Here is a 21,693-nt window from a genome sequence, read left to right as displayed (position 1 = left end):
TCTGGTCCTTTATCCGTGAATTGTAATTTGAGTTGGTGATACGGTCATGCCGGTACTAATAACTAAACAACGCTCTAAAGCGTTGTTATTTACTACTTCTTCGGCAGACAAAAATAACGATTCCATTTCACCATTGTCCAGCTCTCGCTCAAACAGCATGGTGAATTGATCGGTAGTAGAAAAATCCGTGTTGTCTTGGTAGGTTTTTTCTTCCATATGTACTGGATTGTGGTACTCAGTGGTAGACGTCCATACTCGGTGATAGGTATGCCCTTCTAACTGGTAGCTACTAGCGCCTATTTTATTATTCAGCAACTGATCCCACTCAGCTTGATTAGCAATGTCTAAGGTGTCGTAGTAATGAAACATTTTTACGTCAACTACGTCTTCTTCACCGCTGCCATTTGCAACCACCTGCAGAAAGCCTTCGTCATCGGTGTAAAAGCGGTACAACGTTGTACCGTCTAAATCAACAATGCCTGCAGACTGAATAATTTGGGTAGCGGCCACCTTGCTTACCACCATATCAGCCATGACTAACCTAAGAGCTAAAGCGTCTAGCTCAAAGCTTCCACCCAACTTAAGCCCCATCACATTGGGTGTTCCCGCATACTTATCTGTTTCGGGTTTATTTCTTTTGAACAAAGACTTAAACATGATGCTTATCCATTTTGAAAGTTAAAACACTCAGCGTCAGATAGACGCCGCTCTGCAATGTAATACAACGAGTCGGCCTGATGTAGTTGGGTATCTAAACTTGGATTTAACTGCAAGCGGCTATCTCCGGCAGCTTTAAAGCCGATGATAGTGGCTTGTAAATTCTCTTTAAAATGATGAAATACTGCAGCAAACTCAATCGATGTAGTGCCAGAATACTGCACCGAATATTGAGTCATACCATGAGTGGTATCTAGTAGCTGCTGATGGACTTGTGCAGAGCCTGGATCCATTGCCGAGCGAGCTAGCATTTCAACCGTTACCGAGGGAATGACTTCTACCTTAGGGCAATGGCTGCGCAATAGTTCAGCGACGGTTTGGTCTTGCAGATAGGCGGTTTTGTGGCAACTGGGGTTGAGCTTAGCGCAGTACAATGCAGACGTTAGCGTGACATCATCTTGGTCGGTATCGATAATAATTCGACTAGCTTGCGCCAAATTGGTTCGCGCCATGGTATCTGCATGAGAATATGAATCAACCTGAGCAAACTCTATATGCCCCGGTAATGGGTTTTCAATTTTGCTATCTACACACAGTAAAATTGAGTCAGAAGAGCCATTAGTAGAAGCCTTTAGTAACTCAATTAAACGCAGTGTTCTATTGCCATTCCAGCCAATAATAACGGTATGATTTGATAGTTTCAGCATGCGATGGCCTCGCGCTCCTTTGGTATAGATATCGTTGATAATAAATCCAGCTTTGGCCACCACTATTGCAAAAATACTAATGCCAATGGGTATTACCCAAACACTAACTATTAGTCGACCTAAAGGTGTAGAGGGACCAAAATCGCCGTAACCCACCGTAGAAGCAGTAACGACCATCCAGTAAAGAAAGGTTTCACTATTGATGAGGTCATGCTCACCAACCAGCATTAAGCTAAAGTAGGAAATCAGCACATAAAATAGCACCGAGAGAGCTATTGCAGTGCCGTTAGCACGAAAAAAAAGCGCCGAAAATAATCGGCGCACTTTATAAAGCAGCACTTATTTTGCCTGTTTTTGGGCCAGTATCTGCTTGAGTTTATCACTACCTGAAGATTGACCGCCAGGCTCAATGCCCGCTTGCTTCAACTTCTCGTCTAAACAGCTGCCGTTATCTTCGGCGGCAAGTTCTTCGGCAGCCGACAACTCGGCACTGCGTAGCGCCTGCTTCTCTTTAATTCGCTCTAAGCTATCCAGAGCTGTTTTCACCTTAGAGTTCGCGCCTACATGATGCGAAGAACCGGCAACTTGTGCTTTTTGCAAAGACTCTGTGGCCTTTACTTGATCGATTTGAATACCTAAACGTTTAACACTCGCTTTAGCTTTAGCAATATTAGCTTTGAGCGAAGTTTCGGTGCTTAGATAGCTATTGTAAATCTCTTGCTCGGTGGCCAGTTGCACTTCTAAGTTTGCTACTCGCTCGGCACATTCTAAAGCTAATGCTTCATCATTTTTCTCACTCGCCGCAACCGCATGGTTGGTGTAAGTGTCGATATCTGAAGTTAAGCTTTCTACCTTAGTTTGCGCCAACTTACGTTTAGCCATAATAGTAGTAAGGTTACGATCACAGGCTTCAAGCTCTGATTTAGCATCGCGCATTTCTTGATCTAAGATACGCATAGATTGGCTATCTGCCACTGCTTCCAAACCTTCATTGGTTGCACCTCGAAGTGCGTTCCAAATTCGTTTCAAGCTCATACTGTTCTCTCCTACTGGGTAAACTCGCTGTACAATTCGACAAATTCACTAACATTTGAATATAGCGTTTCTATCTCTTCTATTACTACTTCGTCTAGGCTCTTAGTGGATAAAGCACCAAAAGCGATGTAGTAATCTTGATCACCAATATGCTTAATGCCAATAGCTGATAAAGGTAATAAGTGATGAGTGCGTAAAATCAAGGCATTCAGTTTGGCGCTATCAGTTACGACCTCGCAGCCAAATAGCACAACTTCAATAAGCATTTGTTGCTCGCCAATGTATGCAAAGGCATCAATGCCTTCGTCATTGGTGATACACAAACAGCCACCGTCATTATCTACTGTCCAATCAGGATGAGCCTTAGCAAGTAATTCAAGTGATGCTGAATTCCACGACATAACGTTTCCTTGAGTGTTAGTTATAGCTAACAAATATAGCAAGTTTGACTCTTGTGTCAACGTTTACTAACATTCGTTGCAAGTTATAAAAAAGTAATGAGTGCCCAAAGAGCAATGAACCCAGAACAGAGTATTAGAAATCGACAAGCCTTGCAGCCTTATAAGGATAGTATTAAGCGATATATCCGTTCTGCGATGCAATTAAAAGGGGTTCAATACAAATATCTGTCTGATGAGTTGGCCAAACGAAACATTGAAATGAAAGAGGGCAATCTTCGCAGCAAAGTCTATGCAGGCACCCTACCCACAGACCTCTTTATTATTTTGGTAGAAATATTGGATATGCCAGAACATGCACTTAGCGACATAATTGCTAATAAAAACAAATAAGCGTTGAGCATTTTATTGCCTTTCTAGGCAGCTAAGCACTTGGCAGCTTGTTCATGGCTAAAGTTCATTAAACCTTCACAAAGCCTATTTGCCTGTGTATTCATAGCTTAGGCAAACGATAAATATCGCGTCTTTACCGGCAACTCCTCTAACAAGATAGCCATATCGTCTTCTCCAATACTTGATTAAAACCTACCATCAATAATTTCTTGTCTATGATCTAGAGAGTAATAGAGGCTCTTATTGTCTTTAGAATAAGCGGCAAGTTACCGTAAAATAACGTAAACTACGTTTACAAAATCGCATGGACGTTGTGCTAATTGAGGACAAATGACTACCAACAAAGATAAATACAGTATCGACAATACCGATTACACGGTCGGACAAGATAATGTTCAAAAATGGGGATTTGATGTACACAACCCTGTTTTTGGCATCAGCGCTTCCTTAATCGGGGTGTTCTTGATCGCCATACTACTGGTTGACCCAGAAACATCTAAAGCCACACTTGATGGAATAAAGTGGCAAATCATCGGCGCATTTGATGGCCTATTTATGTGGTCAGCCAACATATTTGTGTTGTTCTGCTTAGCCATGATTGTTTCTCCCTTCGGCAAAATTCGCCTCGGCGGTGAAAACGCTAAAACCGATTACTCAATGATGTCGTGGATAGCTATGCTGTTTGCTGCTGGCATGGGTATTGGCCTTATGTTTTGGGGTGTAGCCGAGCCTGTTGCTTACTTTACGGGCTGGTACGAGACGCCACTTAACGTTACCGCCAATACGCCAGAAGCCGCCAAATTAGCGCTAGGTGCCACCATGTTCCACTGGGGGCTGCACCCTTGGGCTATCTACGGTGTGGTTTCTTTATCTCTGGCCTTTTTTGCCTTTAACAAAGGCCTACCGCTTTCTATGCGTTCGGTGTTTTATCCAATTTTGGGTGACCGTACCTGGGGCTGGCCTGGACACGTTGTAGATATTCTAGCGGTGCTTGCCACGCTATTTGGTTTAGCCACATCTCTAGGATTGGGCGCGCAACAAGCAGCCAGTGGTTTCCATCATGTATTTGGTGCCGATAACGGTTTATTGCTACAAATTGGTATCATCTTTTTAGTGACCTTACTAGCGGTAGTGTCGGTTGTTCGTGGTATTGATGGCGGTGTAAAAGTCATTAGTAATGTGAACATGTTACTTGCTGCAGCATTGTTAGTATTTGTTGCCTTAGTAACCTTTGCGGTATCTATGGGCACTGTGCCAACCACCGTTATGGGTTACATCGAAAACATCATTCCACTAAGTAACCCTGTAGGTCGTGAAGACTCTGCATGGATGCACGGCTGGACCGTGTTCTACTGGGCATGGTGGATTTCTTGGTCCCCATTTGTGGGCATGTTTATTGCGCGTATTTCTCGCGGCCGAACTATTCGTGAATTTGTTATCGCGGTTCTTATTGTACCTACCGTAGTAACCACCCTTTGGATGTCAGTTTTTGGTGGCGTAGCGATTGATCAAATCGTGAATAAAGTAGGTACCTTAGGTGCAGACGGGCTAACCGAAGTCCCCCTAGCGATGTTCCAAATGTTTGATGCCTTGCCAATGGGCAGCATTCTATCTTTACTGGCCATTGTTTTAGTATTGGTATTCTTTGTGACCTCTTCGGACTCTGGTTCGTTGGTTATCGATAGCATTACTTCGGGCGGTAAAGTGGATGCTCCGGTTCCTCAACGGGTATTCTGGGCAACCATTGAAGGCGCAATTGCTGCCGCACTTGTGTGGGTTGGCGGCACAGAAGCCATTCAAGCACTGCAGGCTGGCGCTATATCTACGGCCTTGCCATTCACCATAATATTACTGGTGATGTGTGTGAGCTTGCTGATGGGCCTTCGCACCGAGAAACGTAGCTAAGGCTTAAACACCTAGCCACTATAAGCCGAGTAAGCTAAAGCTACTCGGCTTTTTTATAACCACAGCTTGTTGATTGGGGTGTCGGGGCAGAAGTGATAATGAATCTGCGCTTGCAGCAACTCTGCCGTTGCTATGGCATCGGTAAGCGCATCGTGTGGCGGGTAATCGGGCAAGTTATAGCGACTTCGAGAGTTGGCTAAGCGAATTGATACCGGTTTGGGTTTTCGTATCCAATCCATCATCTTTTTCGGTCGCGCTTCTAGTATGTCGGCTTCTATTTGCATGGTATCGACGATCGGAAAAATTATCCCTTCATTAATTAAACTTCGTAGATTTTCATGCAAAAAATCACGTTCAATTCTGCGGTAATGCACCACCACCACTTTGCCGGCTAACTCATCTAATAACTGCTCTAAAATACGCAGTAAACTGGGCGCCCCTTTTAAGTCTGAGTGGGTAATACCATGAATCACTATCGAGTCTTCTTTTAACTTATCTTCTGGCGTAACAAACCAGTGTTTAGCCTGCCTACAGGCAATTCGTTGTAAGTTAAATGGCACCAAACCGATGCTAATAATGCTATTTTTTTTTGCATCTAAACCGGTGGTTTCAAAATCTAAGGCGACAAATTCAACATCTTTAAGCTTAGCATCGGCATGGTAAGTACTGGCATTGTAAAAATTGCTCAAACGCTTATCTTTGCTCTCTAAGGCCTTAATTTTGAGAAAGGCTTTCCAGTTTAAAATTTCTTTATGATTACTATTTGGCATTAGCTATTCTGCATGCTGTTAGCGGTGTAACGGAACTTTAAAAAGTTTTGCGCACTGCTTAGTACCAAAAACGCATCTTTAAGATTGCGTCGCTCAAAATCAGACATATTTTCTGGTTCAATGTTGTTATCGGGCTCTTGGTCAGATTCAATATCTAGAGCTTGGTGGCGGATCCGCACCAAAGAAATAAACTCCATAGCATGTTGCAGATCTTTGCCTTTGGAAGGCGGTAAAATCCCCGCCTCTATAATGTCTTCTAAGCGGTCAAAAGAGTTCTGCGATTGCGAGCCAATGGCTAAACCATGCACCCGAATTAAGTCTGCCAAAGGCGCAGTGCCGCGACGTTTGAGGTTAATGGAATTTCTATGCCGACCATCTTTTTCCATCACAAAGTCTTTAAAAAAGCCTAGTGGCGGCGTGCGATTCAAGGCATTTCGGGCTAAACAAGCTAAGAAGCGATTGTTCTTTTTGGCTTTTCGCAAGATAAACGCATTTAACTGCTCAGCCCATTTAGGGCGACCGAACACTCCGTATAAATCAAAGAAGATGGAGCAGTTAAGTAAGGCTTGCGGATTGGGGTTATCTATCCAATCAGCAAAGCATTCTTCCCACTGGCTTTGAGTTTTGCGGTACTCAGGGTTAGTGGCCATAATCTCGCCGCTACAATAGGTGTAACCACAAGCCGCTAAGCCATCACATACATAAGTCGCCAGTTCTTCAAAGTACTTACCATGCAAGTCTTCTTGATACTCGTTGCTCAGTATAATCGCATTGTCTTGGTCGGTAACAATTAGCTGCTCGTCTCGCGCCATAGAGCCAAGCGCTAAAAAGCAGTATGGCACCGGCGGCGGGCCAAATTTTTCTTCGGCCAGCTCTAACAGACGCTGCTTAAAGCTTCTGCCAATTTCCGACATGGCTCGGCCAATCATATGTGAATTGGCGTCTTCGTGAATCATCCGCACGAAACAGTCTTTAGTTTGGTGTGAGAGTAAAATTAGATCATCAATGCTGTTTTGCTGGAAGATACTGCTTACTATCAGCAAGCTGTTTTTTGATTCATAACGGATTAGGTCGGTGACTTCAATGAGTCCAATTGGTCGCTTATTTTTAAGAATAGGCAGGTGATGCACGTTGTAACGCAGCATCATTAACATGGCTTCAAAGATATAGGCATTATGGTCGAGAGAAACCAGCTCAGTAGACATCACCTCATCCACTTGAGTATCTACATCCAAACCCTGAGCAATCACTTTGGCGCACAAATCACGCTGAGTAATAATGCCCACAAAGCTTTCACCACCTTCGTCATCCAAACTTAGATCTTTAATTAAGGCAGCCGAAACATTCTCTTCCGACATAATCATGGCTACGTCTTTAATCGAGGTGCTAGAGGCTAACATCACCGGCTCACCACTTAATATGGTTTTCACCTTAGAGGTGGTGAGTGAGTTGGCGTCTTCACTATTGTCTTCAACGGCTTGTTGCAGGCGAATACTGCCTTCAACTTCCACAAAATCAGCAAAAACCTCATAGCGTTCGCATAGGTCTTCAAAGATGGTTTCAGGAATACAATACAGCAGCGTATCTTTAACCGCCTTTGCGGGAAAGCGCACTTTATTGCTGGTGAGCAGCCCCATTTGGCCAAACAAGCCTCCTTGATCGAGACGATTATATAACTCTCCAGTTCGGCGATATATTTCCACCACCCCACTACGTATCATGAACAAGTCATGAATTTTGTCGCCAAACTCAATAATCATACTATCGGCACGATAGTAGGAAATTTCGACACTTTTAGAGACCTCTATCAACACTTCGTCTGGCAACTGATCAAACGGTGGGTATTGGCAGATGAAATTACGAATCTCAAGCAGTTCGATGGTCATAGGTACTCAATGTTGAAGAGGGAGTTGATGCTTAGCATCTAGTATATGGTATCTGTTAGATAGTTGCAGTGAAGCGGCAGCGCTAAGTACTAAAATTGAATGACTTACCACATTAGCCATTCAATTACGGCTAGCCCTAGCTTGTTGAATGGCTCAGCATAAACTACAAAAAACGCCCATTACTCTTATCGCTTTAGGTAAACCTAGCAATAAGCGCAATGGGCGCAGCAGTCTTATTTAGGCTTGTTGCTAGAGAATGATCTCGGCAAATATAAAGCCTAAAATAACCGAGCTAGTAATGGTAGCAACGCCTGGCACAAAGAAAGGATGGTTAAATACCCATTTACCTATTCGAGTAGAGCCAGTGTCATCCATTTCTACCGCTGCCAACAGCGTTGGATAAGTAGGTAAAACAAACAAGGCGCTCACTGCCGCAAAAGAGGCAATAGCCGCTTCAGGGCTTACCCCTAGCATAAAGGCCGAAGGCATTAATGCCGCGGTAGTAGCCGCTTGTGAATACAACAGCATACTGGCAAAGAATAAAATCAGTGCAAGCATCCACGGATGCTCTTCTAACAAACCGCCCGACAAGGCTTTAATCTCTTCCAAATGGCCAGACACAAAAGTATCACCCAGCCACGCAACACCAAGTACACAAATACAGGCGCTCATGCCCGATTTAAAGGTAGCCGCATTAAGCACTTCGCCGGTATCAACCTTGCAAAACAGCGCAATCGCGGTAGCAGCCGTTAACATAAACACCATGATGGCTTCATTACGTGGCAGGGTTGGATTCTCAATCAAGCCTACTGCATCGCTAATCGCTGTGGCGTAAAACACTACCGCAACAATCGCCACCAAAAAGATAAGCACCGAACGTTTTGCGCTGGCTGGTAACTCACTAGCCTGCTTATCACGCTGGCTAACTAAACCATGGGCTAAACGCTCTTGGTAAATAGGATCGTCTTTTAACTCTTTCCCCATAAATTGAGCAACAAAGGCACCCACCATACAAGCTAAGAAAGTGGCTGGAATACATATCATCAACAAACTGATGTAGCCCACGCCTTTGTCTTCCAACATGCCGCTCATTAGCACTACGGCAGCAGAAATAGGCGACGCGGTAATAGCGATTTGCGAGGCTACAACGGCAATACTTAAAGGCCGTGAAGGGCGGATCCCCTGCTCTTTAGCTACCTCGGCTATCACCGGTAAAGTTGAAAATGCAGTATGCCCGGTGCCAGCAAACAAGGTCATAACGTAAGTGACGATGGGGGCAAGAAAGGTCACCTGTTTAGGATTACTGCGCAGCACGCGCTCGGCAATATTTACCAAAAACTGTAAACCACCCGCCACTTGCATCGCGGCAATGGCGGCAATCACCGACATAATAATTAAGATCACTTCAATAGGAATAGTGCCTGGGGTCATACCCAAACCAAGGGTAAGAACCAATACCCCTAAACCACCCGCAAAACCAATTCCAATGCCGCCTAAACGGGCACCTAAAAATATGGCTGCTAATACCACCAGCAACTCAATTGTGATCATAATTCCTCCCACTTTTTAATTGCGACGCACTTTACTGCAAAGCTAGCACCAGCAATAGATGATCAAATCAAACAATCAGCTTAATTCAGACTAAAAAACCAAATAAATAAAAATAATTAGACAATAAAACCACACCTAAAGTAAGGAAACTATCATCTGTATTTAACCTACAGGTAACATTCGTTAGTAAGACTAGCACTAATTATCTCTATGTAATGATTAAATTTTTGATAAATCAATGATAGAAATTTGCCAAGATAATCCAAATAGTTTGCAAAGCAGAGAGCTGCTAAACGCACTAGCAATGTCCTTAACTAAAATTGCTGGAAACTCCGCCAAGGAATGCTTTGAAGAAGATGAGTTTTTGTCAGAAAAAGCGGTGTTTATTGTGGCTAAGCGTAATGGAGTAGCCATTGCCTGCGGCGGCTTTCGCTACCTTCAACCCGGAGTGTGCGAGATGAAACGAATTTATTCTCGCCAAGCTGGTGTAGGTAAACTGATAGTGCAAGCCTTAGAAGCGCGCGCCTTAGCCCTAGGCTACCAACAAATTAAACTTGCCACCCGCAAAGCCAATACCCAAGCGATACGGTTTTACACTAAGCAAGGCTATCAAGTGATTTCTCCTTTTGGCCCCTATACCGAACACCCCCACTACCTTAGTTTGGCGAAACCCTGCCAAAGTCTAGCAATTGCCCATAAAAAAAGCGCAGCTTAGTGGCTGCGCTTATTATGGTAACGGCTAAGTACTAACTAATACGGTTAATTAGCTTTCTTAGCTCACGCATTGGCGTGGGTTCATCGTCGAAGAAGTTTTGCATTCTTAATAGAGTTAAACCGTCGTAGCCAGGTGCACGCGTTAACGCACGGGCCATTTGCTTCCAGCCCTGCTCACCATATAGCTCTCCTGCTAGGGCATTTTCGCCCATTAATGAAACCTGACATTCATCGGCTGCGTCGGCCATCCAGTCCACTAAATCAGCGGCACGAGAATAACCTTCATAGTCTTTGTTTATCATTTCCAAACAGGTGAAGTGAATAGCAGCACGCGCCTGTTTGCCTTCGGGCAACAAGGCTTTTAGCAAACCAAGATATTCTTGCTGATTATTGCTGCTTAGCGTTGGGTGCACCGCAATTAGGCCGGCCGTAATTTCGGCCGCACGTGGCAATTCGGGGTCACTCACTACCCAGTGAATACCCGGAATTTTAATCCCAATAGGCACCTGACCAAAGGAGTCATCGTCAAACACGCTCAAAGCATTTTCAAAGATACGTCGACCGTGCGCCACGAGGGCTTTGTGGTACCAAGTTAAAAACTCGCGCGCCCAAGAGTTATGAATATAGCGCTTATGACTAAATAACCAGTCTGCATCGGGTATTTCGGCTTGTTCAAAACTGTCCCAAGTGAAGCCAAAGCTGCCATTTAGCGCAGCAATGCTGTGGTACTTCTCTTTTAAGTAACGCAACCAATCTTGTTTGGCTAAGCGGCTGTAACACTGCAAGGTGCCGCGGTTAGGGTAATTCCCCCAATCGTGAGCGTTGTAGCTTGGGTAACGCAACTCACCGGCAGGGCCTAGGCTTACGTTGATTTCATCCATCAAACCGGCTTGGTTAATATAATGCTGCTTAAAGGCTTCCATGAAGCGCTGATAATAAGGCATCACAAATTCGTCGGCCCACAGCGACACATACTCCATGGAGGCATCACCGGTTTCCGATACATATTGCAGATCTTGCACCGAATTTAACTGATCGTTGCTCTCTAGCAAACGCCCCCACAACCACAGTGGAATGGCTTGCATAAAGTCATCGTTTACATTGCCACCTGCTTGGTGGAAGGACAAAATAGGCACCCATTGCAAACCTAAGCGTTTAAGCAGGCTGACTACGCGATCGTAATAACTCCAGTCAAACTTACCTGGCTTGTCGCCTTCAACCAAACCCCACCAAATATCGGTAGAAATAGCGGTAACACCTATACTGCGAAGCTGGCGTAGTTGCGCTTCAAACTGTTTCCAGTTTTCTTCATCCAGCAACTGCTTTTGGTTGGCCACTTTAAGATGCAGCGGCCCCATTACCCGGAACTGCTTTTTACCTAATTGCTTAGTTTCGGCAATTTGATACTTAAACTTGTTTAATTGCGACAAGCGTCCTTTAACAATCGCCTGCTCATTAAGTTGCGACATATCGTTAAAGATCCAGCCTTCAAACGCACTGCCATGTAACACCGAATGATAGAGCTGATCCCAACCTGGGTGGCTAGCCAGTGCCTGTGGTTGCGAATTTTGCACCAATGCCGGTATTTTAAGCTTACGCATGGCGGTGAGTAAGGCTTGGTTAACGCGAGTAGCATGGCTTGATTCTGCGCCACTGGCCACAATCAACAAACGACCTGCTGCTTGAACGTGCCAATACTCTAATTGAGCAATGTGGTAATCCAGCAATTGTGGGCGATCTAACCACGGCTGGGGGTTCACTCCAGTTAAACAGCCCAACCAAGGATGATCACTGGCGGTAAGCTCAGGCATTGGGATATTCAAACACAGTTGGCTGTGCGCCCATGGTTCAACAAATTGCTGCTCAGCAATGGCCAATATCTTACCCACATAAGCTTGCCAATTACTGGCATACCATGCATTAAATTCTTTAAAGCAGGTATTGCTGGTTTTGTTTTTGTAACAACGGCTTAAGGTTTCTGCCAGTTGTTCTTGCCAAGGCGTATCGCCATTTAACTCCCACAAACTCAACCAGGCTTGCTGCGAACCATATTGCAGCTGCATGTCTTCGGCTAAGGCTGCCAATGCCGTTGGGCTAAAGCTTTGATAGATTGGCTGGCCATCACGCTCTCCCCAAGGGATGCATGCTTCACCATTTGGGCCTAAACCCAACAATAAAGCATCACAATGCGAAGCAAACTCTGCCATGTGCTCTGCAAAGCAGCTCATCCAATGGCTAAACATTTCCGCTAAACCGGCTTCGGCCCATAGGCTCGGGCTTTGGGTATTGTCGCGGCCATATTGGTTAACGTACTTAATCGCATCAGCGCTTTGATTTTTTGGCAAGGTGGCTAACATAGAGCCCCAAAACCAATCTGGAAGACGTTGTTCAACCCCTTGCTGGGTATCTGAAGAAAAGAACAACTGGTATTGCAGCTTAAAGCCGTGAGACACCAAATGCGCAGACAAGCGCTTAAGAGATGCCCAGCACTCTGCTTGGTCTAATTGTTCAGCACTAAATGGTGCAATGTAGCGCCAGTGCACAGGCACTACCAAGGCATCTACGCCATTTTGGCGCAAATTACGAAGTTGGGGAGATAAGCTCTGAAGCTGAGCTTGATTACATGAAGCGGCATACTCAGCCAGTGGTAAAGATCCCTTTACCCAAGCTTTGCGTGCTGAAATTGGATTAGCCATGTTTAGCTTACTCTAAAAAAACTGTGCTAGTTATCCCTAGTCCGCGTCTTAACAGCAAGGCTGCAAAGCTTTTCAGCTGAACAAAAGGAGATCAAGATCACATTACATATGGGCAGTAGTGTAGCCTAAGTGCTTAATTTTCCAAATTGATCTGGCTTAAAAGTCACTCGTTAAAGTTGAAAATCCTGCATTTTTGTTAAAGCCAACGTCGAACATTGCGGCAATATTGCAGGTATTGTTCATTAAATTGCTGCGTAAGTACCTTTTCTTCAGGTAAAATTTGCAAACGATTGATAAGCGCCACAAACACCACACAACTCACTAAGCTTAATCCAGCTTGCAAGTGTAAACACCACGCAGTTAACAACAGAAGCAAACTCAAATACATCGGGTTTCGGCTATAACGGTACAGCCCTTCTATTACCAAGTGCTTACTTCGCTCGGGATGATGAGGATTAATGGTGGTATGGTTTCGCGCAAACCCCAATAAACTAGCAACCGCAATAAATGCCGCCAACATTACCAAAGGCCATTGCAGCTTTACCAAGGCCAATGGCAGTATTTGCCAGCTCCATTGCTCACTTATCTGTGCCAAACCGTAAGCCATTGCTACACATAACAGCAACCAAAGGGGAGGAGGAACTAACAGCTCTAAGCGTTTAAGCACTTAGCCTCTCTCATTAACTATCGGCCTTATCGGTTTTTTCCACTTGCTGATAAATATAGTGCCCTCGCCCAGTAATTGCAGTATGAAATAAGTTTTGAAAGGGAAATAATCGTTTCTTCAAGTAATAAGTAAAGCCAGCAAACAGTGCACTTAAGGCTACGTTAATTAGCCCTTCTAGCTGAAAGATATAGGGCAAACTCTGATAGATAGAAAAGCCCGCAAATACCATCAACAACAAATAACCATTAGCCGCATTTTTATAGATCATAAAGATAATCAACAAAGGCACTAAGGCAGGCATTAGCAAGGCCATTAACAGTTGGCCACTCACTTGTTCTGCAGCCATTAAGCCAAACACCAATTTACTCAGAACCATAAACTGCAGCACCGCCAGCAAAAAGGCTTTCTGCTTGGAATACTGCTGCAAGGCGCCGGGTTCGGGAATAGACGCCAGGGCTTTAGTCACCTTTCGCAGGTTCCACTGCTGCTGCTCTGCATGATCATACACTTGTTGTTTGTTTAGCCCTTGAGCTAGTAATTGATCGACTTGTTTCATTGCACCTCCGTAAAGGCTCACTTTACCTCAGTAAGCACATTAGCGACATCTTCAGGCGCACAAATAGCAATTAGCATAAGCCGCAAAACAGATCCGATAATCAGCCAAAGATCCTTAGTACAAATTACATCCAACTAAGTAAAATTTAGCGCTTTACTCTTGATTATCGCCAAACTTATTCACATAAGCGCAAGTTCTTAACATTTAATCAGTCTGCGCAACCAAATCATCTAGAAAATCGAAATACCTTAGACTGAGAAAAAACACAATATGCTATTGAGTTACTACCGTTTTACAGCGTATATCTCTTAAACAAGCTGCCGCAATATTATTCAGCTTGCTTACGCTAACAGCATAAAAGTGATAATTATTGAACATTCCTGCGAAAAAACATGCTTAGACTAGTACAGCACTATCAGTAGCTTAGCTTGCATTCTTAGGATAAAAGTCAATATAGGCTTAGTTTTTTAGCCATTACATTCTAAAAACAAGGCTCATGAAACGTTCTATTTTTGTATTTATTTTAACTAACGGAAAAATGTCAACGCCACGAAACAAAGAAGCAGTAAAAAAGAATTTTTTACTAATTTTAGGTGACATTATTGACGCTAAAAGCCGATCCGCTACAAGCCACTAACTTCACAGGGTAGAGAATTTTATCCACAGCTTTGTGCACCGTTTCTGTGGGAAAAGCTGTTTGGATTATTTAGCTTATTTCAGTGAAATATATTGCAGTGAAGGAAATAGGCAGTTGTTACTCTCATTGACAAGTAAAAAATCAACTAAGGCTTCTATTTTTATTTGTTAACTAAGTCTTGTCATCCACATAAATCTAATCTTCCCCGCCAACGCTGGGCTGCGCGCAAGATCGCTAAGGGATCGCCAAAATTTTTGATAGATCTTTTTGCCCACATTTTTTTGTCACGAAGTTTTCACAATTGCATGCAATAATAAGCAGTCATCCAAGTTGTTGTCTCACAATCATTAAATTGCTTTGCCACTGAATCAAGTCAACGTAAACTAATCACCACAGACTCATCACATTTGGTTGCCTGTTGTTTAAACCATCTCCAGTACAGTTGGTACATTTTCAGCATAAGAAAATCTACGTAAAGCGTGATGATTTACTGCACCCGCAATTCTCTGGCAATAAAGCGCGCAAGTTTTACCACTTTTTAAAACACCCGCAACCAGGCGTAAGCACCCTAGTTGGAAGTGGCTCTGCGCAAGCCAACTCCTTGTACTCATTAGCCGCACTGGCAAAGCTCAAGCAATGGAAATGCGAATTTTATGTAGACCATATTCCCAGCTGGCTAAAGCAAAACCCTTGTGGCAACTATCAAGCTGCTCTGGAGCTAGGCGCGCGGATCATTGAAGTAAGTAGCTTGCATCGACAACAGCAAGCCAATTTAGACAGTTTTATGCAAACCATTGTTAAACCCAGCTTATCTCCGCAGCAATTGTTTATTCCAGAAGGTGGGCGCTGTGAATATGCGCGAGAGGGCGTGGTCACCCTAGCGGAAGAAATTGAGCAATGGCAGCATCAAAGTCATATTGGCCGTTTAAATGTAATGCTGCCAGCGGGTACCGGCACTACCGCCTTATTTTTGAGTGAGTATTTTAGCCAAATGAATCCCTGCATAACAGTATATAGCTGTGCCTGTGTAGGAGATGATGACTACTTAAGCCTGCAATTTACCCAGCTTAATAGTAATACCGCGACCCACCCGATTATTCTGCCGCGTGAAAAGAAGTATCACTTTGGTAAGTTGTATCGAGAGCACTACCAAACCTGGCTAGATCTTAAGCAGCAAACCGAACTTGAATTTGAACTGCTCTACGATCCCATTGGCTGGCAATGCTTAATGTCCTTTCTTGAAGAGCAAGTTGAAGAACAAGCAGATGAAACACCAACCTTATATATTCACCAAGGCGGCTTACTGGGTAACCAAAGCATGCTACCGCGTTATAAACGCAAGTACCCCGATTTAACTTAACGCCAATCAAGCCAATAGCTGTAAGGAAACTCTTCTGACAAACTCACTGTTTCTTGGTAATGAGGGCTAGGGCTGTTTAAGCACTCGGTACCATGAAATTCGGGCTCGGCCCAACCGGTGTTTTCGTCCATATACTCGCGGCTATAGCCCCAGCGACCGCAAGACAAAATAGTGTCGTAACCTTGGTCTCGTTGGCATACCACGCAGGTTTCAAACTCCACCATGATATCTTGGCCTTCTTTACCTAAGGCGTCTGACACAAAAGGCGTATCGTAAATCGCTAAGGTAGAGGCTCTAGAGGGCGGTTCATTCCAAGGTTTATCGCTAGTATCTGCGGGCGTTTGGTGCACCCCACTACCGTGCTCGAGCGGAGAAGCATCATAAAAAGGTTCTACAAAGCTAGACGGCGCATCAATTTGCGCCCTTTGTTCATTGCCCAGCAAACGACGATTAGTGGTGCGAATTTGCAACATGCGGTATTGATTACACTGGGCTTGGTTGGCTAAGTCTAACTCACCTAAACGATTAGCAAATAGGTGGATTTCTAGGCCTACTCCAGTGGCGTTATCTCGTGGAATATAAGAGGCTTGTTGGCGGCTGCTGTGATACCAGGCCTCTGAAAAAACCAGTACACCCAGCGTCTGTTGCTGATAAGTAACAGGGCACACTTTCCCCACCCATAACTCTTCTGCCACTAGTGCAGAGCTTAAGCTGCAATAGCTTAGTATTATCCATAAGCAAGTTCGCGTCATAAGCCATCCCCGCAATCACTATCATGCAAATGTCATTTAAGTGTAGTCGCTATGACACGAGCCAATAGTAAAGGGCAGATTTTAAATTATCACAACAACCAGCTTTGAAGGCTTAGTGCTAGCGTTCTTGAATCGCTTTAGGTAGGTAACTCTCTACAATATCTTGAATTTCACCACGCTCGAGAAGCTGTTTCACGTTTAGCGCGATATCTTGCAAAATTTGCTCGGCGTTGGCGGTATTAGGCGCTATAGAAATAGTGATATATGACTGGGTAGTGCTTAAATGAGCAGGCTGAGCAAGCTTGATATCCATCTCTTGTGCTAAATTGGAAATGAGCCCTAGATTGCCTGCAAAGCCGTCTATCCTCCCTATTTTTAACAGCTTAAGCGCTTGCGGATAGTTTGATGCCGACAGCATGGTCACTTGCCCCAGTTCTGCGGCATCATACAACCTTTGCCCATAAACTTTGCTGGCTCCTCTTAACGAGGCCACCCTTTTACCCTCTAGGTTATCCCACGTAAAAGGGTTCTGAGCTAGGCTAACCACTGCCGTTTGAAAACTGGCTACAGCAACTGGCTGGTGAACTAATCCGTCGAACTTTTTATTAGGAAACAAGCAAGAAATCACCACACCTTGTTCGTTATGCAGCAGCTCATTTATGATTCTAGGGTAAGGAACCACCGCAACTTTGGCATCATCTACAGCCAAACGCTGAGCAATCAACTTAAGTATATCGACGTAATAACCTTTCGTTTCACCCTCTTCTTGAAAGCCCGCAGGTTTAGAGTTCAAAGCATAAAAACGATAAAAGTCGCCAGAATGTTTAGCACTCAAACAGCTACTATAAATAAAAATAATCATGGCTATCAAAAACTTAAGCGCCATAGTCGAATCAAGTCCATCAACAATTGAGATACCTAAGTAAAGCGACAGCTAGGCTTATATGTCAAGTTAGCCTTGAGTAGATATTTTTGATAAATAACTTAGTTTTTTAAAATGAACAATGGCAAGCTGATGACATGTAGTACAAGGACTCACTAATGACTCAAATTACCCCACGTAAATTACAACAAGCCGTTGAAGCCGATATTATCAGCCAGCAGCAAGCGGAAAACTTGCTCAGTTTTTTACAGCTGCAATCAAACAGCACGGCTAATTTTAGCTTTAGTCATTTGTTGTATTACTTTGGCGGATTAATCGCTATAGGCGCCATGACCTTGTTTATGAATCTAGCCTGGGAGGGTTTTGGAGGCTGGGGCATCGTTAGTATTAGCCTGTTATACGCAGTAATGGCACTACTTCTTTGCCAGCGTTTTAAACAACAAGGTCATATTATTCCTGCGGGTTTATGCGCCACTTTTGTTATTTGTCTTACCCCTTTGGCAACATATGGTTTACAGCAAGCCATGGGTTGGTGGCCTAGTTCCAGCCAATATCACGACTACCACCGCTATATACAATGGCACTGGCTATATATGGAAATAGCCACGCTGATCGTTGGCCTAGTGCTTTGCTGGCGCTACCGTTACCCCTTTATGCTAATGCCGCTGGCTATCACCCTTTGGTATATAAGCATGGATATCGCTGCCATGTTGGCAGGCGAACGCCCCGACTTTCACTTGCGGAGTCTGGTCTCTTTGTATTTTGGTTTAGCCATGATCTTGTTGGCCTTTTGGGTAGATATACGCAGTCGCCACAGCGCCGATTTCGCATTTTGGCTATATATCTTTGGCGTACTCACTTTCTGGTGTGGTTTAAGCTTTCAAGAATCCAATAGTGAGTGGGCAAAATTTGGCTACTTTCTTACTAACTTGGCGATGATGCTGGCTGGGGTGATTCTTGCCCGCCGAGTATTTGTGGTTTTTGCTGCCATGGGCTGCTTTTATTACTTTTACCACCTTGCCGATCAAGTATTTAAAGACAGCTGGTTATTCCCAATTTCGCTAACACTAATCGGCCTTGCTATGGTGTATTTGGGTATTCTCTGGCAGAAGCATCAAGACACAATAAGCCAAGGTTTGCGCGGGTATTTGCCCCTGCCCCTGCAAGAATTACTCACCAACAAACTGCATTAAGCGCCGTAAGGGGAATTGTTTGGCTAAACATTCCCCCAGCTCTCTAGTCATTATGTATGACCAACTAGTGAGAAAACGGGAAATATATTTAAACTCCCACTCAAAAAGTAAAAATAATTTCACATTCATACAAATTTGGTTTTGCTTGCCTACAATTAGAGCTTATAACTATGCCTATATCGCTTTGTTTTATATAAGCTAATTATCAGTAATTTGTTTGATACGGACGGTAACGATGAATGTTAAAAGTTTGAGGTTTAAGTATTCTGTAATTTTTGCTGTAAATGCTTTGTTATTGATATTGGTATCGCTGATTGGTTTCAACCTTGGCAAAAGTACTTACAACAGCTTACTCACCGTAGAAGAGAATATCCTTCCCGCGCTAGCCGCCGTACTAAATGCAGACCGAGACCTTTACCAAGCGAGAGTGGCCGAACTAGAAGCACTAGAAGCGCCAAGTTCAGCATACGCTGGCCTAATAGATAATTACCAAGAAAATGCTGAGCAAGCCCACCAGCGCATGCAAAAGTTTAAAGAATTGCTAAGCGACTACCCCGAAGCCACTAAGGGCTTACAAAGCTTTGAGCAACGATTTAATCAATGGAAAAAACCCAGCAGCGAGGTTTTTACCTTACTAAAAGACGGCAAGCAAAAGCAGGCCATCGCCTTAAGTGCTGGGCAAAGTGTGCAAAATTTTGAAAACCTACGCGAGCTTTACAATATCGCTACCGAAGCCGCCGAAAAACTGGCCGATGATATTGAGCAGCAATCATCTGCCGATGTTTCCAGCCAATTAAGTGTGCTCGCTACTGTTGCCAGCATTGCAGTAATTTTATCTATCTTACTGGCCTACTTCGGTCCCAAAATTCTGGTTGATTCGATCACCCGCATCACCACCCGCATTAACGATATTTCTCAGGGCGATGGCGACTTAACCCAACGCTTAGAAGTACAGCGCAATGATGAAATAGGTGAGCTAGCCACTAGCTTCAACCAGTTTGTTGATTTGCTAGAAGGCTTAATTGGCAATGTGAATAAGTTCTCTCAGGAACTTAACCACTCTATCGCTGGCATTGCCCAAAAATCTGAGCAAACAACAGAGGTAAGTAAAGAGCAAAATCAATCGGTAGAAATGATTGCTACAGCCGTTACGCAAATGGCCGCCGCCATTAGAGAAGTAGCCAATAACGCCAACCACGCTGCCGAAGAAATCAACACTGTTAATAGCCAAACCGAGCAGGGACAAAACGTTACCAAGGAATCGGTGGAGCACATCAGCTTGCTGTCTAACACCGTGCAAGAAGCTGCCAACGTGGTAGAAAACTTATCGCAAGATTCTGACCGCATAGCCTCGGTGCTAGATGTTATTCGTGGCATTGCAGAGCAAACCAACTTACTTGCCTTAAACGCCGCTATTGAAGCTGCACGAGCCGGCGAGCAAGGTCGCGGATTTGCCGTGGTAGCCGACGAAGTAAGAAGCCTCGCCAGTAAAACGCAACAATCTACCGAAGACATTCAAAAAATGATTGAAGCGCTACAAAGCGGCGTAACCCAAGCAGTAGACGCCATTAACAAAGGCTCCACAGTTGCCGAAGGCACAGTAGATTTAGCAGGCCAAACCCTAGAGGCCCTCAATCAGATCTTAGAGTCGACCTCAAAAGTGAGTGAGGTATCGGTATCAACTGCCACTTCAACCGAACAGCAAAGCCATGTAACCGAAGATATCGACCGCAACCTAACGGAGTTGGCCGATAAAACCCGAATTAACTTGGAGAACTCCACTGACTCTTTAGCTGCAGCACAGCTAGCCATTGAGCAAGCAGAACAGTTAAACCAGCAACTTAGCCGCTTTAAAGTATCGGTATAGTTAAGTAAGTAGCAGTCAAACTCTAAAGGTGAGCAAGCAGCAATGCTTGCTCTTTTTTTGCCTGCACTTTTGATGCTTACTGGTAAAGCTCTTGGTAGTTAGGCAGGTGGTTTATCCAAAATGGTGGAGTGCCAATATGTTGCTGCACCGCATCAATAAATTCTTTCACTAACACCGTTTGTTTACGGTGCGGATAAACCGCATAAATGCCAGTATCCATGGTAGATATTTGGTAGTTAGTGAGCAACGGCACTAAGCCTAAGGTGTCGGTAGATGCCTCAAGGTTAAACAAATCAATCATCGAATAACCAACGCCATCACACACAGCTCCCATTAAGGCTCGCACATCGCTCACCTTATAATTACCACGCATTCGGTAACTTTGATTCGGCTCGCCATGTGGCACTTCGCTCAATTTAATGTGGTCGAGCACCCGCTCACCATTGCTATACACAACGGCGGGCAAGCTAATTAGCTGCTCTGGTGTTTCTGGCATTCCGTATTGTTCAATAAAGCTATTGGAGGCGACTAAGGCAAAGTGGGTTTTGGCTAACTTTTTGGCGATTAGGTTAGAGCTGCTCAACTTACCAATACGAAAAGCTAAATCGTAGTGGTCGGCAATAATGTCGGTGCGGCGATCTTCTAATACCATGCTAATTTTAACTTGCGGGTATTGCTTGATAAACGCCGATACCACGGGTTGCAGATATTGCTGGCCAAAGAAAATGGGCGCAGCAATGCGTAAGGTGCCTTTAGGTTCTAATTGGTAAGAGTCGGCAATAATATGAATATCGCCCAAGGTCTCCACCAACGTCAGGGCTTTGTCGAAGATCTCTTCTCCCGCCGGCGTTAACGAAAAAGATCGGGTGGAGCGATTAAGCAGCTGTACCCCAAGATCCGCTTCTAGCTTTTTTATCTGCTTAGAGAGCAAAGAATTATCCATGTTGTGCAAGGCGGCAGCTTTGGCAAATGAGCCTTGCTGCACCACATCAACAAACAAAGACAAGTGTTTGGTAACCGACATTATTTCTCCCTAAGCTTAAAAAACTTGCTTACTTCACCCGCT

Annotated in this window: 19 protein-coding genes; 6 read left to right on the top strand and 13 right to left on the bottom strand. The window is 44.2% G+C overall.

What is annotated here, in order from left to right; translation table 11 throughout:
• Positions 1–9: 9 nt before the first annotated feature.
• The 4 genes from G6R11_RS01180 to G6R11_RS01165 all read right to left on the bottom strand — a co-directional run bounded on the left by G6R11_RS01180 (position 10) and on the right by G6R11_RS01165 (position 2,800).
• Positions 10–657, bottom strand: coding sequence for a YjfK family protein (locus G6R11_RS01180; protein ID WP_163130598.1), 648 nt, complete (start codon positions 655–657; stop codon positions 10–12).
• Positions 658–662: 5 nt separating this feature from the next.
• Positions 663–1,616: a potassium channel family protein gene (locus G6R11_RS01175; protein ID WP_205472529.1), complete on the bottom strand. Its 954-nt coding sequence runs from the start codon at positions 1,614–1,616 to the stop codon at positions 663–665.
• Between the two features lie 87 nt (positions 1,617–1,703).
• On the bottom strand, positions 1,704–2,399 hold the full coding sequence (locus G6R11_RS01170; RefSeq protein ID WP_163130578.1) for a PspA/IM30 family protein: 696 nt from the start codon (positions 2,397–2,399) through the stop codon (positions 1,704–1,706).
• Between the two features lie 11 nt (positions 2,400–2,410).
• The gene (locus G6R11_RS01165; RefSeq protein WP_163130575.1) at positions 2,411–2,800 is read right to left on the bottom strand and encodes a DUF2170 family protein; all 390 of its coding nucleotides are present in this window, start codon (positions 2,798–2,800) and stop codon (positions 2,411–2,413) included.
• 114 nt (positions 2,801–2,914) lie between these two features.
• Here G6R11_RS01165 and G6R11_RS01160 point away from each other — a divergent pair, with 114 nt between their 5' ends.
• Positions 2,915–3,190 carry a DUF6471 domain-containing protein gene (locus G6R11_RS01160; protein ID WP_163130573.1) on the top strand — a complete coding sequence of 92 codons (276 nt, stop codon included), beginning with the start codon at positions 2,915–2,917 and terminating at the stop codon, positions 3,188–3,190.
• Positions 3,191–3,520: 330 nt separating this feature from the next.
• Entirely contained in the window at positions 3,521–5,095 is a 1,575-nt protein-coding gene (locus tag G6R11_RS01155; RefSeq protein ID WP_163130572.1) for a BCCT family transporter, read from the top strand.
• 53 nt (positions 5,096–5,148) lie between these two features.
• On the opposite strand, the gene G6R11_RS01150 is transcribed toward G6R11_RS01155, so the two are convergent.
• The 3 genes from G6R11_RS01150 to G6R11_RS01140 form a co-directional block, all read right to left on the bottom strand.
• Positions 5,149–5,865, bottom strand: coding sequence for a 3'-5' exonuclease (locus tag G6R11_RS01150; protein ID WP_163130570.1), 717 nt, complete (start codon positions 5,863–5,865; stop codon positions 5,149–5,151).
• Positions 5,865–7,751 carry a DUF294 nucleotidyltransferase-like domain-containing protein gene (locus G6R11_RS01145; protein WP_163130568.1) on the bottom strand — a complete coding sequence of 629 codons (1,887 nt, stop codon included), beginning with the start codon at positions 7,749–7,751 and terminating at the stop codon, positions 5,865–5,867. The genes G6R11_RS01150 and G6R11_RS01145 overlap by 1 nt, the downstream gene beginning before the upstream one ends.
• Positions 7,752–8,000: 249 nt before the next feature.
• A complete protein-coding gene (locus tag G6R11_RS01140; protein WP_163130566.1) occupies positions 8,001–9,302 on the bottom strand; it encodes an anaerobic C4-dicarboxylate transporter in 1,302 nt (433 codons plus the stop codon).
• Positions 9,303–9,540: 238 nt separating this feature from the next.
• On the opposite strand from G6R11_RS01140, the gene G6R11_RS01135 reads away from it, so the two are divergent.
• Positions 9,541–10,017: a GNAT family N-acetyltransferase gene (locus tag G6R11_RS01135; protein ID WP_163130564.1), complete on the top strand. Its 477-nt coding sequence runs from the start codon at positions 9,541–9,543 to the stop codon at positions 10,015–10,017.
• 31 nt (positions 10,018–10,048) lie between these two features.
• Here the strand turns inward: G6R11_RS01135 and G6R11_RS01130 are convergent, their stop codons facing one another.
• The 3 genes from G6R11_RS01130 to G6R11_RS01120 all read right to left on the bottom strand — a co-directional run bounded on the left by G6R11_RS01130 (position 10,049) and on the right by G6R11_RS01120 (position 13,935).
• Positions 10,049–12,712 (bottom strand): family 14 glycosylhydrolase, encoded by a 2,664-nt coding sequence (locus G6R11_RS01130; protein WP_163130562.1) that lies wholly within the window; start codon positions 12,710–12,712, stop codon positions 10,049–10,051.
• A 196-nt stretch (positions 12,713–12,908) separates the two neighbouring features.
• A complete protein-coding gene (locus G6R11_RS01125) occupies positions 12,909–13,379 on the bottom strand; it encodes an isoprenylcysteine carboxylmethyltransferase family protein (RefSeq protein WP_240352372.1) in 471 nt (156 codons plus the stop codon).
• A 13-nt stretch (positions 13,380–13,392) separates the two neighbouring features.
• The gene (locus tag G6R11_RS01120) at positions 13,393–13,935 is read right to left on the bottom strand and encodes a hypothetical protein (protein ID WP_163130561.1); all 543 of its coding nucleotides are present in this window, start codon (positions 13,933–13,935) and stop codon (positions 13,393–13,395) included.
• 1,055 nt (positions 13,936–14,990) lie between these two features.
• Here G6R11_RS01120 and G6R11_RS01115 point away from each other — a divergent pair.
• Positions 14,991–15,932, top strand: coding sequence for a pyridoxal-phosphate dependent enzyme (locus G6R11_RS01115; RefSeq protein ID WP_163130559.1), 942 nt, complete (start codon positions 14,991–14,993; stop codon positions 15,930–15,932).
• Here the strand turns inward: G6R11_RS01115 and G6R11_RS01110 are convergent.
• Positions 15,929–16,684, bottom strand: coding sequence for a hypothetical protein (locus G6R11_RS01110; RefSeq protein WP_163130557.1), 756 nt, complete (start codon positions 16,682–16,684; stop codon positions 15,929–15,931). The genes G6R11_RS01115 and G6R11_RS01110 overlap by 4 nt on opposite strands.
• A gap of 118 nt (positions 16,685–16,802) precedes the next feature.
• The gene (locus tag G6R11_RS01105; protein WP_163130554.1) at positions 16,803–17,570 is read right to left on the bottom strand and encodes an ABC transporter substrate-binding protein; all 768 of its coding nucleotides are present in this window, start codon (positions 17,568–17,570) and stop codon (positions 16,803–16,805) included.
• A 155-nt stretch (positions 17,571–17,725) separates the two neighbouring features.
• On the opposite strand from G6R11_RS01105, the gene G6R11_RS01100 reads away from it, so the two are divergent.
• Together G6R11_RS01100 and G6R11_RS01095 are read left to right on the top strand one after the other, a co-directional pair.
• On the top strand, positions 17,726–18,760 hold the full coding sequence (locus G6R11_RS01100) for a DUF2157 domain-containing protein (RefSeq protein ID WP_163130552.1): 1,035 nt from the start codon (positions 17,726–17,728) through the stop codon (positions 18,758–18,760).
• Positions 18,761–18,995: 235 nt separating this feature from the next.
• Complete coding sequence (locus tag G6R11_RS01095; RefSeq protein ID WP_163130549.1) at positions 18,996–20,627, top strand: methyl-accepting chemotaxis protein; 1,632 nt, start codon at positions 18,996–18,998, stop codon at positions 20,625–20,627.
• Between the two features lie 76 nt (positions 20,628–20,703).
• On the opposite strand, the gene G6R11_RS01090 is transcribed toward G6R11_RS01095, so the two are convergent.
• Positions 20,704–21,651: a LysR family transcriptional regulator gene (locus G6R11_RS01090; RefSeq protein WP_163130546.1), complete on the bottom strand. Its 948-nt coding sequence runs from the start codon at positions 21,649–21,651 to the stop codon at positions 20,704–20,706.
• Between the last annotated feature and the right edge of the window lie 42 nt (positions 21,652–21,693).

Origin of the sequence: Agarivorans sp. Alg241-V36 (genome assembly GCF_900537085.1) — a bacterium.
GTDB lineage: Bacteria > Pseudomonadota > Gammaproteobacteria > Enterobacterales > Celerinatantimonadaceae > Agarivorans.
Note: the sequence above shows the minus strand (reverse complement) of the source record. Positions and strands in the feature narration are given on the sequence as shown.

Coding starts and splice junctions, on each gene's coding strand:
- G6R11_RS01145 (WP_163130568.1), bottom strand. CDS start 7,751: ATGACCATCGAACTGCTTGAGATTCGTAATTTCATCTGCCAATACCCA.
- G6R11_RS01150 (WP_163130570.1), bottom strand. CDS start 5,865: ATGCCAAATAGTAATCATAAAGAAATTTTAAACTGGAAAGCCTTTCTC.
- G6R11_RS01105 (WP_163130554.1), bottom strand. CDS start 17,570: ATGGCGCTTAAGTTTTTGATAGCCATGATTATTTTTATTTATAGTAGC.
- G6R11_RS01100 (WP_163130552.1), top strand. CDS start 17,726: ATGACTCAAATTACCCCACGTAAATTACAACAAGCCGTTGAAGCCGAT.
- G6R11_RS01135 (WP_163130564.1), top strand. CDS start 9,541: ATGATAGAAATTTGCCAAGATAATCCAAATAGTTTGCAAAGCAGAGAG.
- G6R11_RS01120 (WP_163130561.1), bottom strand. CDS start 13,935: ATGAAACAAGTCGATCAATTACTAGCTCAAGGGCTAAACAAACAACAA.
- G6R11_RS01155 (WP_163130572.1), top strand. CDS start 3,521: ATGACTACCAACAAAGATAAATACAGTATCGACAATACCGATTACACG.
- G6R11_RS01140 (WP_163130566.1), bottom strand. CDS start 9,302: ATGATCACAATTGAGTTGCTGGTGGTATTAGCAGCCATATTTTTAGGT.
- G6R11_RS01130 (WP_163130562.1), bottom strand. CDS start 12,712: ATGGCTAATCCAATTTCAGCACGCAAAGCTTGGGTAAAGGGATCTTTA.
- G6R11_RS01165 (WP_163130575.1), bottom strand. CDS start 2,800: ATGTCGTGGAATTCAGCATCACTTGAATTACTTGCTAAGGCTCATCCT.
- G6R11_RS01090 (WP_163130546.1), bottom strand. CDS start 21,651: ATGTCGGTTACCAAACACTTGTCTTTGTTTGTTGATGTGGTGCAGCAA.
- G6R11_RS01170 (WP_163130578.1), bottom strand. CDS start 2,399: ATGAGCTTGAAACGAATTTGGAACGCACTTCGAGGTGCAACCAATGAA.
- G6R11_RS01180 (WP_163130598.1), bottom strand. CDS start 657: ATGTTTAAGTCTTTGTTCAAAAGAAATAAACCCGAAACAGATAAGTAT.
- G6R11_RS01095 (WP_163130549.1), top strand. CDS start 18,996: ATGAATGTTAAAAGTTTGAGGTTTAAGTATTCTGTAATTTTTGCTGTA.
- G6R11_RS01160 (WP_163130573.1), top strand. CDS start 2,915: ATGAACCCAGAACAGAGTATTAGAAATCGACAAGCCTTGCAGCCTTAT.
- G6R11_RS01110 (WP_163130557.1), bottom strand. CDS start 16,684: ATGACGCGAACTTGCTTATGGATAATACTAAGCTATTGCAGCTTAAGC.